At 73.2% G+C, this 13,555-nt stretch carries 12 protein-coding genes, 1 tRNA gene and 1 pseudogene; 5 read left to right on the plus strand and 9 right to left on the minus strand.

Features of this window, described 5'->3' with window-relative positions:
* Positions 1-63: 63 nt before the first annotated feature.
* Positions 64-252 carry a DUF397 domain-containing protein gene (locus tag AMK29_RS27280; protein ID WP_073818071.1) on the minus strand — a complete coding sequence of 63 codons (189 nt, stop codon included), beginning with the start codon at positions 250-252 and terminating at the stop codon, positions 64-66.
* On the minus strand, positions 249-1,118 hold the full coding sequence (locus tag AMK29_RS27285; RefSeq protein WP_073818395.1) for a helix-turn-helix domain-containing protein: 870 nt from the start codon (positions 1,116-1,118) through the stop codon (positions 249-251). Before AMK29_RS27285 ends, AMK29_RS27280 begins: the two co-directional genes overlap by 4 nt.
* 103 nt (positions 1,119-1,221) lie before the next feature.
* Here AMK29_RS27285 and AMK29_RS27290 point away from each other — a divergent pair, with 103 nt between their 5' ends.
* Positions 1,222-1,710, plus strand: coding sequence for an ATP-binding protein (locus AMK29_RS27290; RefSeq protein WP_198942346.1), 489 nt, complete (start codon positions 1,222-1,224; stop codon positions 1,708-1,710).
* 9 nt (positions 1,711-1,719) lie between these two features.
* Here AMK29_RS27290 and AMK29_RS27295 read toward each other — a convergent pair whose 3' ends face one another.
* From AMK29_RS27295 to AMK29_RS27320, 6 genes and pseudogenes are all read right to left on the minus strand, one after another.
* The gene (locus AMK29_RS27295; protein ID WP_073818073.1) at positions 1,720-3,996 is read right to left on the minus strand and encodes an FG-GAP repeat domain-containing protein; all 2,277 of its coding nucleotides are present in this window, start codon (positions 3,994-3,996) and stop codon (positions 1,720-1,722) included.
* A 69-nt stretch (positions 3,997-4,065) separates the two neighbouring features.
* The gene (locus AMK29_RS27300) at positions 4,066-4,443 is read right to left on the minus strand and encodes a VOC family protein (RefSeq protein ID WP_073818074.1); all 378 of its coding nucleotides are present in this window, start codon (positions 4,441-4,443) and stop codon (positions 4,066-4,068) included.
* Positions 4,444-4,579: 136 nt separating this feature from the next.
* Positions 4,580-4,852 (minus strand): annotated as a pseudogene (locus AMK29_RS35345) (FG-GAP repeat domain-containing protein); the annotation flags it as partial.
* 37 nt (positions 4,853-4,889) lie between these two features.
* Complete coding sequence (locus tag AMK29_RS27310) at positions 4,890-5,903, minus strand: cellulose-binding protein (protein ID WP_241845728.1); 1,014 nt, start codon at positions 5,901-5,903, stop codon at positions 4,890-4,892.
* Between the two features lie 139 nt (positions 5,904-6,042).
* Complete coding sequence (locus AMK29_RS27315; RefSeq protein WP_073818078.1) at positions 6,043-8,712, minus strand: SUKH-4 family immunity protein; 2,670 nt, start codon at positions 8,710-8,712, stop codon at positions 6,043-6,045.
* Positions 8,713-8,719: 7 nt separating this feature from the next.
* On the minus strand, positions 8,720-9,718 hold the full coding sequence (locus AMK29_RS27320; RefSeq protein ID WP_073818079.1) for an SMI1/KNR4 family protein: 999 nt from the start codon (positions 9,716-9,718) through the stop codon (positions 8,720-8,722).
* A gap of 267 nt (positions 9,719-9,985) precedes the next feature.
* Here AMK29_RS27320 and AMK29_RS27325 point away from each other — a divergent pair, with 267 nt between their 5' ends.
* Both AMK29_RS27325 and AMK29_RS27330 read left to right on the plus strand, forming a co-directional pair.
* Positions 9,986-10,498 (plus strand): YwqJ-related putative deaminase, encoded by a 513-nt coding sequence (locus AMK29_RS27325; protein WP_073818081.1) that lies wholly within the window; start codon positions 9,986-9,988, stop codon positions 10,496-10,498.
* 10 nt (positions 10,499-10,508) lie between these two features.
* Entirely contained in the window at positions 10,509-11,000 is a 492-nt protein-coding gene (locus AMK29_RS27330; protein WP_073818082.1) for an SUKH-3 domain-containing protein, read from the plus strand.
* Positions 11,001-11,100: 100 nt separating this feature from the next.
* On the opposite strand, the gene AMK29_RS27335 is transcribed toward AMK29_RS27330, so the two are convergent.
* On the minus strand, positions 11,101-12,435 hold the full coding sequence (locus AMK29_RS27335) for a sensor histidine kinase (protein WP_073818084.1): 1,335 nt from the start codon (positions 12,433-12,435) through the stop codon (positions 11,101-11,103).
* Between the two features lie 128 nt (positions 12,436-12,563).
* Between AMK29_RS27335 and AMK29_RS27340 the strand changes: the two genes are divergently transcribed.
* Both AMK29_RS27340 and AMK29_RS27345 read left to right on the plus strand, forming a co-directional pair.
* Positions 12,564-13,421 (plus strand): hypothetical protein, encoded by an 858-nt coding sequence (locus AMK29_RS27340; protein ID WP_073818086.1) that lies wholly within the window; start codon positions 12,564-12,566, stop codon positions 13,419-13,421.
* A 29-nt stretch (positions 13,422-13,450) separates the two neighbouring features.
* Positions 13,451-13,525: transfer RNA gene (locus tag AMK29_RS27345), tRNA-Gln, on the plus strand.
* Positions 13,526-13,555 lie beyond the last annotated feature (30 nt).

Genomic DNA, 13,555 nt, shown 5'->3' on the forward strand with positions numbered 1-13,555 from the left:
GACAGAGCCCTGCCGGTCCGACACGGACGGGCAGGGCTCTTCGGCGTACAGGGGCCGGCTGTACTACTCCGCCGAGGCGAGCCCGACGAACCCCGCCCACGCGTCACGCGAGACCCGGAGGGCCGGACGGGCCACGTCCTTGGAGTCACGGATGTGCACGGCTCGCGCGTCGGCCGCGACCTCGATGCACTGGCCGCCCTCGGTTCCGCTGTAGCTGCTCTTGAACCAGGCGAGGGGCTCAGCGTTGTTCATAGCTCTCCCAGCAACTTCTCGATGAACGCCAGCGACTCTCGCGGGGTGAGAGCCTGTGACCGGATAATCCCATAGCGCGCGGCGGCAAGGACGGTCTGTTCCGGGTCGGTTGCCATGGAGCTGGTGTTCTGCGCCTCGACGTAGAGGAACTTCTTGCCGTCCTTCCGCGTGACGACCGTGAACGGGCCGTTCACACCCGCGTTGTCCTCGCAGTCGGTCGGCATGACCTGGAGCTCGACGTTCCGTCGCTGGCCGACCAGGAGCAGGTGCTCCAGCTGCCCGCGAAGGACCGACTTCCCCCCGTACCGGTGGCGAAGTACCGACTCATCCATGACGAAGCTCAGCAGAGGCGCGGGGCGCCGGTCGAAGATGACCTGCCGTGCCAGTCGGGCCGTCACTCGCTGCTCGATCGTTTCCTGGTCCAGCGGCGGGCGCCTCATGGCGAGGAGACCCCTCATGTACTCCTCGGTCTGGAGCAGACCGTTGACCACCATCGTGTCGTACATCAGCAGCTCTATGGCCTGCTTCTCCAGCTCGGCCATCCCCTGGAAGAACGCCGGATACTGCGCCTTCTCCAGCTGGTCCTTCCACACCCGCAGCAGCCCGCCCGCGTCCAGCACCTCGTCCGACCGGTCGATCGCGCGCGGGGGCGGGATCCTCCGGCCCTGCTCGAACGAGGCGATGGTGGACGCCGAGTAGCCAAGCCGCTTGCCGAACTCCTCCCGCTCCATCCCCGCCCGCGTCCGCAGCGTCTTCAGGCTCTGTCCGAACGCCGCCACCACGCCCTGGCCGGACTTGTCCGCCGTCTGGCCCGCGTCCGCCTCGGGCCCTGTCTCCGGCGCCGCACCCGCCTGTTCCTCCGCCATCGCACCCCGCCTCTCGTACGTGCACCGACGCACCGCGTACAAGGCGGTCGCGTCGGTGCGTCACCACTGGTCACGCTACGCCACCAAGAGGACCTTGGGAGGCATGACGAGCAACAACCAGAGCCCCACGGGCACCGACCAACTCAGCTCCATCTCGCCTTACTTGGGTGGCCGGATCTTCGCCCTGCGTTTCACGTCCACCACGCGGGGTGCGCGGCTCGCGCGGCGCCTCGTCGGCGTGCGGCTGGACGAGTGGGGTGTCCCGTACGGGACGGGGGCGCACGAGACCGTGGTCCTGGTGGCCGCCGAGCTGGCGGCGAACGCGGTGCGGCACGGGCACGTGCCGGGGCGGGACTTCCGTCTGCTGCTGCGGGTCACGGACGGGCCCCGGCCGGTCGCGCGGATCGAGGTGAGCGACACCCGGGCCGAGCGCGTACCGCCGAGGCCCGGCCGGCTCCCCGGCCCCGGTCCGGAACTGACGGACGGGGGCCGGGGGTTGCTGCTCGTCGAGGCACTGGCCGACCGATGGGGGTGGTGCCCGAGGCTCCGGGCGCCGGGGAAGACGGTGTGGGCGGAGTGCGCGCTCGACTGAGGGAACGGGTCAGAAGGCGGCGTCGTACGGCACTCCGTTGGTGACGTCGGTCCTCAGGCCGGCCTTCAAGGGCGCCTTCCAGTCGCCCGTACCGGCGTAGAACGTGGCTCCGCCGGCCGAGGCGATGAGGTCGGCGCGCCCGTCGCCGTTGGCGTCCCCGACGCCGACGAGGTCGGTGAAGCCGCCCCAGCCGCCGCCCACGCGGGTGCGGGGGGCGAACGTACCGTCACCCTTGCCGAGGTGGGACCAGAGGACACCGGCCCTGTCGCGGGCGAGGAGGTCACCGGCGGGGCCTCCGGCGATGTTCCCGACGGCGACGACCTCGTTGTAGACGCCCCAGCCGCCACCGAGGCGCTTGCGGGCGGCGAAGGGCGTGGTGGCGTTTCCGGTGCCCGGGTGCAGCCAGAGGACTCCGGCCTTGTCGGTGGCGACCAGATCGGGCCGGCCTTCGCCGGTGACGTCGCCGCCGGCGGCGATCCGGTCGTACACCTGCCAGCCGGCACTGACCAGGGTCCGGCCGGAGAAGGGCGTGCCCCGGTCGCCGGTGCCACGGTGGAGCCACAGGGCGCCGGAGCGGTCGCGGGCGAGGACGTCGGGCGCGGACGTGCCCGCGATGTTCCCGGCGGTTTCGAGCCGGTCGTAGACCTGCCACCCGGCGCCGATCCGCGTCTGGCCCGCGTGCCGGATCGAACCGCCCACCGCGACGGGCTGCGACCGGTACGACCACAGGTCGCCGCCGGGCACCCGGGTGAAGAGGTCGGCGGAGCCGTCGCCGTCGAAGTCGTGGGGCGCGGCGGGCCGGGTCACGGTGAACCGCCCGGTGGTGACCAGCCGGGGACCGATCCCCTCGTCCGGCACGGCGACGATCTGCCACTCGTACTCGCCGGCACGGGCGGGGCCCGACAGGCCGTACGGGCTCTCCAGGTCCCTGCCGTCCCAGCGCCAGGCGAATCGGCGCGGCGTCCCGGCGGTGAGACCGTACGGGTTATGCCACCTGAAGTCGAAGGACGCCCCGCTGCGCACATGGGTCAGGGTCAGGGTCACGTTGCTGTCGGCCCGCGACAGGTCCCAGCTGAGGGGCACACCGCGCGCGACCTGGTCGCCGGTGAGCGTCTTCGGGGCGGCGGAGCCGAGGAGGGTGACGACCGTCGACTGCCGGGTGGACGCGACCAGTTCGACGTCCGGTCGGCCGCCGTCGTCGCGCGGCGAGATGCGGTAGAGACCCTCCCCCTGCTCGGGGGTGCCGCCGCGCACCAGGAGGCTGCCGCCGGGGCCGGGGACGGCGGACGAGTGGGCGGTGAGGAGCTGGGCCTTCTCACCCGTCTCGACGGACTCGGCGGTGAAGGGCCGCGACTGGAGTTCGGACCAGCCGTTGGGGTTGACGGTGGCCTCGATGTGCACCTGCTGGCCCTGGGCGATCCAGCCGCCGACGAGGTGGAGCGCGTCGTACGAGCTGCCGCTCGCCTTGATCAGCTTCCGCTCGGACGTGCCGCGCCGGTGGACTCCGAACCAGTCGGTGGTCCCGTCGTGCTCCCGCCACACCGCGTGGGTGTCGGAGATCGCGTTCTGCCACTGGGCCGGGCCGCCGGCATCCTGCGCCTGCGAGAACACGGTCGTCGCCGTGGTGAGGTCGACGACCGCCTTGGTGAACGGTATGTCGTCACGGTCCCAGCAGTCGAAGACCGCCGCGTCGGCGGTGTGGCCGCCGTGGATGCTGGGGTAGCAGTCCTCGGGCAGCCCGGTGATCGGACGCTCGAACAGCTTGCCGTTCTCGAAGGCGAGGAGGCCCGTTCGGTGGCTGTCCTCGTCGGTCGGCACGAGAACGGCGAGCCGGGAGCCGAAGACGCCGGCGAAGCTGTATCCGGGGCCGAGCCGGTCGAGGTCCACGACGATCGGGGCGGCCGCCGCCGAGGCGGGCGTCGACATGTCGTGGAGCTGCACGACGCGGCTCTCCGACAGGTAGGTGCGGTCACCGGTGACGACGAGGTCCGAGGACGCGTCGGCGGCGACGGCTCCGGGCAGGACCGCCGAGGAACCGTCGGCGTACCAGGTCCAGCGGACCTCGGGCTTGCTGCCACGGGTCTTCGACAGGAAGCCGCTCGGGCCCGCGCCGACCACGTCCGCGTCGCGCGGGAACGGCACGGTGGCGGTCTGCTGCTCCTGCTGCGTGGCCGCCGGCGCGGCCGCCGTGGCCGGGAGCGCGGTGAGCGTGCCGCCGGTGGCGGCGAGGACGACGGTGACGGCGGCGGCGGCGAGACGCCGGCCGCTCGTACGTGCGTGATTCAAGTAGGTGTTCCCTCCCCTGGGAGACGGGAGGCTATCGGACGGACGGCGCCCGCCTTCCGGCGGCTGCCGCTACACGCCCCGCCGCTGCCGGGGCGATACGCAGAACGGGTGGCCCGCCGGGTCGAGGACCACCCGCCACAGGTCCGGGCGGGGCTGGTCCGGCGGGATCGTGGCGCCCCATTCCCTGAGGCGCTCCACGGCCTCGTCGAGGTCGTCGACGTCGAAGTCGAGGTGGAGTTGCTGGGGTGTGCCGGACGCCGGCCAGGTCGACGGGCGGTGGTCCTCGACCCGTCGGAAGCCGATGACCAGACCGTCCGCCCCCACAAGCCCCGCGAAGCCCTCGTCGGAGCGCTCGTGCAGGGGCAGCCCGGTGGCCTTCGCGTAGAAACCGGCCAGCGCGAGCGGGTCGGGGCAGTCCAGGTTCACGGCCGTGAGTGTCATCCGCATGGCCGAGAGCCTAGGACCGGCCCTTCTCGCCGTCGCGGGAATTCCCGAGCGGGCGGGCGGTCCTCCCCGGCGGCCTGGGCCGCCTGGGAGGTGGCGGGGGGGATTACGGGGTGATCCCCCGGGGCCGCCGGATCGGTCAGGCGAGGCTGGAGTAGGCGGGGCCCTCGCCCGGGCCGTCGTAGAGCTGCGTGGTCACCCGCGTGAAGGACGTCTCCCAGCCGCCGGTCGCGCGGTAGAGGTACGTGCTCTCGGCGCCGTAGCCGATCAGGTCGGGGCGGCCGTCGCCGTCCACGTCACCGGCTCCGACGAGCTGGCCGAACATGTTCCAGCCGCCGCCGACGCGGGTGCGCGGGGCAAAGGTCCCGTTGCCCTTGCCGAGGTGCAGCCACAGCACGCCGGAGGTGTCGCGGGCGACGAGATCGCCGGCGGCGCCGCCCGGCGATGGTTCAGCTGTCCTCGTCCGCGCGCGCGTCCCCGTCGGGGTCCGGTTGCGGCCGCGCGTCCGCGTCCGTCTCGCGCCCGGGTTCCGAGCGGCGACCCGGCTCCGCGCGGCCGCCGGGCTCCGCGCGACCACCCGGCTCCGCGGGGCCCGGCACCGTCGGTTCCGTCGCCCTCCCCGTCAGCGCCGCCAGCGCCGCGCGGATGTGCTCCATGTGCGCGTGGATGTCGTCCCGCGCCTCCTCGTGCTCCCGCAGGACCCGTTCCGTCTCGCGCTCGATCCGCTCCGCCGTCAGCCGCGCCGCCGCGAACATCTCGCCCGCGCGGGCCTCCGCGTCCTCCTGGCCGTGCCGGGCCTCCTCCTCCGTCTTCGCCAGGAACCTCCGGGCCTCCGCGAGCCGGCCCTCCGCGGCGGCGAGCAGCTCCGCGTGCCGGGCGTCCAGGGCCGTCGCCTCGCCCTCCGCCGCGCGCTCGGCCTCCTCCCGTACGGCGGTCTGCTCCGCGTGCTGGTCCGCCAGGAGCTCCGCCGCGCGCCGCTCCGTCGCCTCGAAGACCTCCCGGGCCGCGCCCCGCAGCTCCGCCGCCTCGCGGTCCGCCTCCGTCGTCAGCTCCTCGGCCCGCTTCCGCGCCGCCTCCAGCGTCGCGCGGGCCTCCGCGTCGGCCGCCGCCCGGACACCCTCCGCGTACGCCCGCGCCGCCTCCGCCGCCTCACGGCCCGCCGTCTCCGCCGCCTCCGCCAGGGACTGCGCCTCCGCCTCGGCCTCACGTACGAGCGTCTCGTCCTCCAGCTCGGCGAGCTCCAGGATCTTCCGCGCCCGGTCGCTCAGGGACTCGTACCGCTGCGGCGGAAGCGCCTCGACGACCGCGCGCAGCCGGGCGAGCTCCGCCTCCATCTCCTTCTCCAGGACCGTGAGCCGCGCGGCCCGCTCCCAGGCCCCGTCACGGTCCTCGGACAGTGCGGCCAGGTGGCGGTCGACCTGCTCGGGGCGGTAACCGCGCCCCCGTCCGACGGCGAAACTCATCCCTGACACCCCTTCCGCGTGACCCGAACGTCCAGGATGCGCCATCAGAACGGACAAAAGGCGCCCAACGTGCACACACGTCGAGCGCCCTTCATCACATCCGTTCAGCCGCCCCTACAGGAGGCTGCCCCGTCAGCCCCTACAGCAAGCCGTCCCACATCTGCTCGAGCAGCACCGACCACCAGTTCTCCGGGGACGACAGCGCCGCAGGGTCCAGCATCGCCAGCTGCGCCTGGAAGTCGACCGTCCAGCGGCCCGCCTGCTCCGGGTTCAGCCCGAACCTCAGCCGCCACATCCGGCCGAGCAGCGCCATCGAGCGGGTGAACTCGGGCAGCCCCGTGTTCACGAACTGCGGCGGCACCACCTGCCCGCCCGGACCGGCCTCCACCGGCACCGCCACGATGTGCGCGGTCCCGTACTGGACACACAGCGCCCGCCCGAAGTCCGAACCGAGCACCAGGTACGAACTGGCGTCCGGCGCGGCCTGGACCTGCCGCTGCGCCGCCAGCTCGGCCAGCGTCGGCACCACCGGCACCGCCGGCTGCGCCCAGAAGAACGGCCCGAAGTCCGCCGGCAGACCCGCCCACACCAGCGTCCGCGCCACCAGCTCCGGCACCCCCTGACGGGACACCGCGCGCTGGTCGAAGCGGAGCACACCGGGACCGAACGCCCCGGCCAGCTCCTGCGCGATCGCCTCCGGCGGCACCGGCGGCGCGGGCTGCACCTGCGGCAGCGGCGCCCGCACCGGCGCGGGCCGCGCCGGACCGTCCGCGACCTGGTGCAACTCACCCTGATGGGTCAGGAGTTGCCGCATGCCCTGCTGCCGGCCCGTGTGATCACGGCCGTACGGGGCGATGCTGGTGATCCGCGCCTGCGGCCAGGTCTCCCGGATCATCCGCGCGCAGTAACCGCCCGGCAGCTCACAGGACTCCAGCTCCGTGTGCAGTTCGAGCACCTGCTGCGGCGGCACGTTCATCGCCCGCAGCTCGTGCAGGATCTGCCACTCCGGATGCGGGGTGCCCGGCGCCGAACGCCGGATGATCTGCGCCTCGGAACCGTCGGGCGCGCGGTAGCGCAGCACCGCCTGGTAGCCGGGGCCGACCGTCGGCTGCCCCGACGGCTGCGGATAGCCGTACGCCGGCGGCACGGGCGCGGGCGGCGGCGTCTGCCCCCCGTGCGCGGGCGGCGGCGTATGTCCTCCGTGCACCGGCGGCGGCGGAGCCGGCGGCCCCGGAGGCTGCGGCGCCGAAGGCCCGCCAGGACCCGGGTGGGCCAGCATCGTCGCGGCATGCGCCACCCCGCCCGCGGGCGTGCCGGGCACACCCGGCGGCGGCGGGGGCGGCGGAGGCGCGCCCGGACCGCTCTGACCCGGGTGCGCCAGCATCGTCGCGGCGTGGTGCACCGGCTGCGGCGGCGTCGGCGGACCCGGCGGCGCCGGAGCGGGCGGCGGACCGGGAGCCCCCGGCCGGGCCGGCGGCCCGGGCGGCTGGACCCCGTCGGGGCCGAGCTGCGACACCAGCTGCGTGGGGATGTAGGCACCGGCGCCCGACGAGGCTCCCGGCACCCCGGGGGCTCCCGGCGGCGGCGGAGGCGTCGCAGGGCCACGCCCGGCCTTCGGCGGCAGCGCGGCCTTGCTGGTCGCGGCGTCCGCGATGTCCCCGGCACCCGGCGCGGACGGCGCGGGCGGCGGCACTCCCGGACCACCCTGACCGGCCGGACCAGCCTGCGGCGGCAGCGGCGAAGGGCCCGGACCGGGAGGACCGGGAGGCGCCGCCGTCACACCGGCCGGCGGCGGCGCGGCCGGGTCGAGCCGGGGCGCCACGGCGGTCGGAGGCAGCGCGCTGCCCCCCTTCATCAGGGCGGTCGGCGCGTCGGCACCCACCTGCGGCGACGGGGCGTCCTCGTCGTCCGTCCCCGACAGCGGCGGCGCGAAGACGGTCGCGGGCAGCGGCACCGCCCCGTCCGCACCACCGGCGCTCGCGTTGGCGTCGACCCACGGACCGCCCACGGAAGCGGCCGGACGCGGAGGCGCGACCGGCGGGACGGCGGGCGTCTCGGCCGGGACACCGTCCATCGCCGTCGGCTCGTACGCGACGCCCTCCGCCGAAGCCGAAGCCGACGACGGCGACGGCGACGGCGACGGCGACGGCGACGGCGAGGGCGTGGCCGAGGACGGCGCAGGCGTGACCGAAGACGGCGCGGGCGCAGAGGGCGTGGACACGGACGCAGAGGGCGTGGACGACGGCGACGAAGCCCCCGCACCCACACCCGCACCCGCATCCGCACCCGCCACCGACAGCGCCGACGACCCCGACGAGGGGAAGCCCGACGACGCCACCGAAGCCGACGGCCCCGCCGAACCCACCGGCTCCGACGCGTCGTCCGTCGACGCCGAGAAACTCCCGCTCTCCTGCGACGCGTTCGGCTGCTTCGGCAACCCGATCCGGTCCGCCGCGTCCTGCAACCACTCCGGCGGACTCAGCAGGAACGACGTCTGGTTCAGATCGATCCGGGCCGCCGGCACGGCCGCCTGGGCCGGAATCTCCTCCGCCGCCCCGTACTCCTCCTCGTACCGCCGGATCACCTCACCCACCGGCAGCCCCGGCCACAGCGTCGCCTCACCGCTGTCCCGGGCGATCACCAGGCGCTGACGCCCACCGTCCGACGTCGGACCGCCCTCGCGGTCCTCCGCCCACACCACGAAACCCAGCTCGAACTCCCGGACCCGCACCTCACGGTGCTGGTACGACGGCAGCTCGCCGTTGATCCACTCCTCGGCGCGCTCCTGCGCCTGCGCGAACGTCACCACAGCCCACTCACTCCCCCACCGGGACCACGGGCACCGCACGCGCGAAGCCACCGTCCACCATCAGGTTCGCCACCGTCTCCAGCTCCGGCGGATTGCCCGCCAGCCGCTGCAGAAACGCGTCGAAGTCCGCACCGCAGGGCAGCAGCAGACGCTCCACCCGCTCCGCCACCGACCAGCCCGCCGCCACCTCGCCGGAGTCCCGCGCGTCGTCGTACGCGCAGAACCACACCGAACCGACCGCCTCACCCCGCACCTTCAACGCGATCAGACCGCCCTGGACGAACGCAACGCCCAGATAGTCCTTCGTCAGATGGTCCCGGAGACACTTGTTGACGTAGACGAGGTCGTTGACCCCCGCCTCCTCCCGCACCGTGAAGAACGGCTGGTCGACCAGGAGCCCCAGCTCCGCGTCGAGCGCCGCACCCACCGGGGCGCAGCCGCCCGCGGCCTTCAGGAACGAGCGGTACGCACCGGGCAGCCGGTAGCCGAGGTCCTCCTCGACACCCTGCAGCTGCTGCTCCGACACCGACACCAGACCCTTCGGCAGCCCGAAGTGCGCCGGCCGGGTCTCCTGCAGCGGACGCGTCCCCCGCTTCAGGTGGTCCACGGCCGCCGTCGCCACCCCGCCGTGATGCCGCAGCAGGGCCTTCACCTCGACCGGCACCAGCTCCATCCGGCGACTGCGCGCCACGTGGTGCCACGTCCACCCGTGCGGCGTCGCCACCGCCGGAATCGTGTCCCACAGCTCATGACCGGTCGCCGCCATCGCCGCGTTCGCCGACACGTAGTCCGTGAGCCGCAGCTCGTCGACCCCGAAACCCTCCGGCGGGTCGGCGATCTCCGCCGCCGCGCGCGCGTACGGCGAGAAATCCGGGTGACCGTACTCGTCCACCCGTACCCCTCTCGGGTGACGGGAGGCGCGGACCGGGTCCGGGAAGTGCACGACCTGCCCGGCGTAGGCCGCGTTCGGTGGCGCGGTGTCCTGCCCGAGCCGACCTGTCGTCATGGCGGTTGCCCCCTGCACTGGCGTCGCTGCCTGCTACTACCCGCAGCCGCTGGCTGCTGCTGACTGATGCCGCACAGCCTATGCGCTGCCACAAGAGCCCGAACCGGCCCGATCCGGCGGTCACGAAGTGTCACGACCCCATGACAGGTGCACCATGATTCCGACACACCGAAGCCACGTTTCGCCGCCCCAGCTTCCCCATATGGCTCCCTATTTGGCAGGCTGTCCACGCAACTCGGGGGATTGCAGGAGGGGAAGACCAGCACCATGCCAGCAGCACCGACACCCACACAGGGTGACCCACGCCTCAACTGGAGCAGCAGCGCCGAGGCCACGCGCGCGCCGTTACTGCGACACCGCCGCGACGGCATCCTCCCCACCGTCGGGGCCGCGCTCTCCGTACGCGGCGAGACCCTCACGTGCACCGCCGGCCGAGGCGACCGCCCGCCGGCCCTGCACGCCCTCGTCCAGGACTTCCTGGACACCCTCACCAGCAGCCAGCGGGAACGCTTCACCGGCCGCTGCCCCGAGGCGATCCTCCTGTCCCGGCACCTCGCCGCCACGGAGACCGGCCGCTCCAAGCGCGCCCAGCGCAAGCCCCTCACCCACGGGGAGGCGCGACGCTCGCTCAAGAACGCCAAACTCACCGCCCGCCGCATCCGCGAGGACGGCGACCCGCTCCACGGCAGCTACGCCGCCCCCTGCCGCTCCTGTACGGCGATGCTCGCCCACTTCGGCGTCCGCGCCGTCGACCCCACCACGCCTGTCGAGAACGGCTGACCGCACACCCATGCCCGACCACCTCAGCACCACGCGCTTCCCCGTCAACGTCGACGCCGCCCTCCGCGAGGCCGGCTGGCAGCCGGGCCGCTGGGACATCAAGCTCGCCGAGGAGTGGGCCGACACCCTGCGCGCCCACGTCTCCCCCGCCGGCCACCGGCACAGCGTCTTCCCCGCCGTCGTCGAGGCCTGGGCCGAATTCGGCGGACTGCGCATCACCGCGCCCGGCCACGGCCGGCAGATAGCGCCCGCCGCCGTCCGCTTCGACCCCCTCGCCGGACTCCACCTCTCCCGCACCCTCGCCGACCTGGGCCGCGCCCTGGAGACCGAACTCGCACCGCTCGGCGAGGAGGGCGACCACCAGGCCATCCTCGCCATGGACATGGAGGGCAGGGTCTACAGCCTCGACCACGCCGGCGACTGGTACCTCGGCAAGGACATCGACGCGGCACTCTCCACCCTCGTCACCGGCGCCCAGCCCACCCGCCTCACGGCCGGCTAGCCCCCGGCCGGGACCCGTCGGCAACAGGCCAGACCCCGACCTACAGGCCCCGCGGTCGGCAACGCTCAGACCCCGACCGACGGCCCCCGGTCGGCAACGGTCAAACCCCGACCGACGGGCCCCCCGTCGGCAGCACCGCCGACACCTTGAACCCCCCGTCGTCCGTCGCCCCCGAGACGAACACACCCCCGAGCCGCAACACCCGCTCCCGCATCCCCACCAGACCGTTCCCCCCACTCGGCAACCGGACGTCCGCCGCACCCGCGTCCGAAGGACACGGACCGTTCTCCACCTGCATCGCGACCTCGGCCTCCCGATGCGCCAGACGCACCACGACCTTCGCCCCCGCCGCATGCTTGTGGACGTTCGTCAGCGCCTCCTGCACCACCCGGTACGCCGTCCGCTCCACCTCCGGCGGATACGCACGCGCCTCACCGATCACCACGAACTCCACCACCGCCCCCGCCAGCCGCGACTGCTCGCACAACCCCTCCAGGGCGTCCAGACACGGCCCGTCCCCCTCCGCCGCGGCCTCGGCGGCCGCAGCGGCCGCCCGCCCGACAGCAGCCAGCGGCGGCACGGCCGGAGCCGCCGGAGCAGCCCCCTCCCGAAGCACCCCCAGCATCTCCCGCAACTCCGTCAACGCCTGACGCCCCATGTCCCCCACAAGCGCCGCGTTCCTCACCGCCTTCTGCGGATCCTTCAACGCCACCGCCTGCAACGCCGCCGCGTGCACCACCATCAACGACACCCGGTGCGCCACCACGTCGTGCATCTCCCGCGCGATCCGCGTCCGCTCCTCCTGCCGCGCCCACTGCGCCCGCTGCTCCGCCCGGTCCGCGAGCAGCGACAGCTCCTGCTCCAGACTGTCGGCCCGCTCCCGCAAGCTCTCCATGAGCCGGCGACGGGCCCCTATGTACAGGCCGAAGAGCAGCGGCGGAGCGTTCAGGCCGAGGGTCATGAAGAGCGAGACGACCGGCACGTACCAGCCACTCGGGTCGAAGTCCCGCGCGTCGACGTCGGCCTGGGCGACGTCCTGCCGCAGCCGGACGACGGTCACGACGAACACGGCCACCGTCGACATCCCGGCGAGCACGGCCGTGATCCGCCGGGGCACCTCGGAGGCGGCGAGCGAGTACAGCCCGACGATCCCCATGAGGTAGCCCATCTCGGCGGGCGCCACGGCGATCGACACGAGCACGACCCCGACCGGCCACCGCCGCCGCACGAGCAGCACGGACCCGACGACCAGCCCGAACAGCACCCCCACGGGCACCGGCAGGCCGGCCTCCCCGGCGAACCCGACACCCTCCAGCGCGCACTCCAGCGCGGACACGACGGCGAGCCCGACATCGAGGACGACACTCCTGCGTCTCCCCCACCACCACCAGCCCCCGACGCCCCCAGCGCCCCGATCCGCCCCCGTTGTGGTCATGCCTCCACCCTACGGGCGAGCCCCTTTCCCGAGCGCGCGACGTCAACGCTGCGCACACCTGTCCCTCGAACTGTTGAATCGCCAGCGCTTTCGACCCGGACGTCCGCATTCCGGACGACGGTGTTCGCATGACCACCGAGATGAGCCGGTACGCCGACTTCGAATCCCTCCGGGAACAGGCCGTCGCCCTCCGCCGCGAGGGCCTCAGCCGCCGCCAGATCCGCGACCGCCTGCAGATCCACAACAACGACCTCCTCAACCGCCTGGTGAACGGCGAGCCACCCCCGGACTGGACGAAACGCCCGAACGCCAAGGACGACCTCCGCGCCCGCGCGAGGGAGCTCCGCCTCCAGGGCATGACCTACGACCAGATCCAGGTGGAGCTTGGCTGCTCGAAGAGCTCGATCTCGCTGTGGGTGAGGGACCTGCCGAAAGTGGATCGCAGAACCCCTGCAGAGCAGGGCAGGGAGGCAGCGCTGAAACGATGGGCTCACGAAGGCCCCCTTCGCGAGGCCGCGCGCAATGCGGCTATTCGCGAGGCACGGGAGGCAGTCGGGACCCTCAGCGATCGAGAGCTCTTCTTGGCCGGAGTGGCCCTCTACTGGGCGGAAGGATCCAAGAGCAAGCCCTATCGCCGCGACGAAACCGTCGCCTTCATCAACAGCGACCCCGGCGTCATCGGCGTCTACCTCGCCTGGCTCGACCTCTTGCAGATCCCACGCGAGCGGCTTCGGTTCCGGGTGATGATCCACGAGTCCGCCGACGTGAGCGGAGCGGAGCAGTACTGGGCAGACCTCGTCGGAACCTCGAGGTCACAGCTACAGAGGACGACGCTCAAGAAGCACAACCCGAAGACAGTCCGCAAGAACACCGGGTCCGACTATCGGGGATGCTTGATCATCCGGGTGTCCGCCGGCTGCGACTTGTACCGTCGCATCGAGGGGTCCTGGTACGGCATAGTGGGGGCCACCACGCCAACGGACTGACGAATTGTCCGTTTTGGCAGGCAATGCCATCCCCTGTGGTGTAATTGGCAACACGGGTCACTTTGGATGATTTGTTCCAGGTTCGAGTCCTGGCAGGGGAGCCACACGCCACGGGTCCTGACCATCACGGTCAG

The organism is Streptomyces sp. CB02261, assembly GCF_001905665.1.
GTDB lineage: Bacteria > Actinomycetota > Actinomycetes > Streptomycetales > Streptomycetaceae > Streptomyces.

What these genes read in the sequence shown, in the direction of transcription:
- AMK29_RS27335 (WP_073818084.1), bottom strand. Translation starts at nt 12,435, where the DNA reads ATGACCACAACGGGGGCGGATCGGGGCGCTGGGGGCGTCGGGGGCTGG.
- AMK29_RS27310 (WP_241845728.1), bottom strand. Translation starts at nt 5,903, where the DNA reads ATGAGTTTCGCCGTCGGACGGGGGCGCGGTTACCGCCCCGAGCAGGTC.
- AMK29_RS27290 (WP_198942346.1), top strand. Translation starts at nt 1,222, where the DNA reads ATGACGAGCAACAACCAGAGCCCCACGGGCACCGACCAACTCAGCTCC.
- AMK29_RS27320 (WP_073818079.1), bottom strand. Translation starts at nt 9,718, where the DNA reads ATGACGACAGGTCGGCTCGGGCAGGACACCGCGCCACCGAACGCGGCC.
- AMK29_RS27330 (WP_073818082.1), top strand. Translation starts at nt 10,509, where the DNA reads ATGCCCGACCACCTCAGCACCACGCGCTTCCCCGTCAACGTCGACGCC.
- AMK29_RS27340 (WP_073818086.1), top strand. Translation starts at nt 12,564, where the DNA reads ATGACCACCGAGATGAGCCGGTACGCCGACTTCGAATCCCTCCGGGAA.
- AMK29_RS27285 (WP_073818395.1), bottom strand. Translation starts at nt 1,118, where the DNA reads ATGGCGGAGGAACAGGCGGGTGCGGCGCCGGAGACAGGGCCCGAGGCG.
- AMK29_RS27300 (WP_073818074.1), bottom strand. Translation starts at nt 4,443, where the DNA reads ATGCGGATGACACTCACGGCCGTGAACCTGGACTGCCCCGACCCGCTC.
- AMK29_RS27325 (WP_073818081.1), top strand. Translation starts at nt 9,986, where the DNA reads ATGCCAGCAGCACCGACACCCACACAGGGTGACCCACGCCTCAACTGG.
- AMK29_RS27280 (WP_073818071.1), bottom strand. Translation starts at nt 252, where the DNA reads ATGAACAACGCTGAGCCCCTCGCCTGGTTCAAGAGCAGCTACAGCGGA.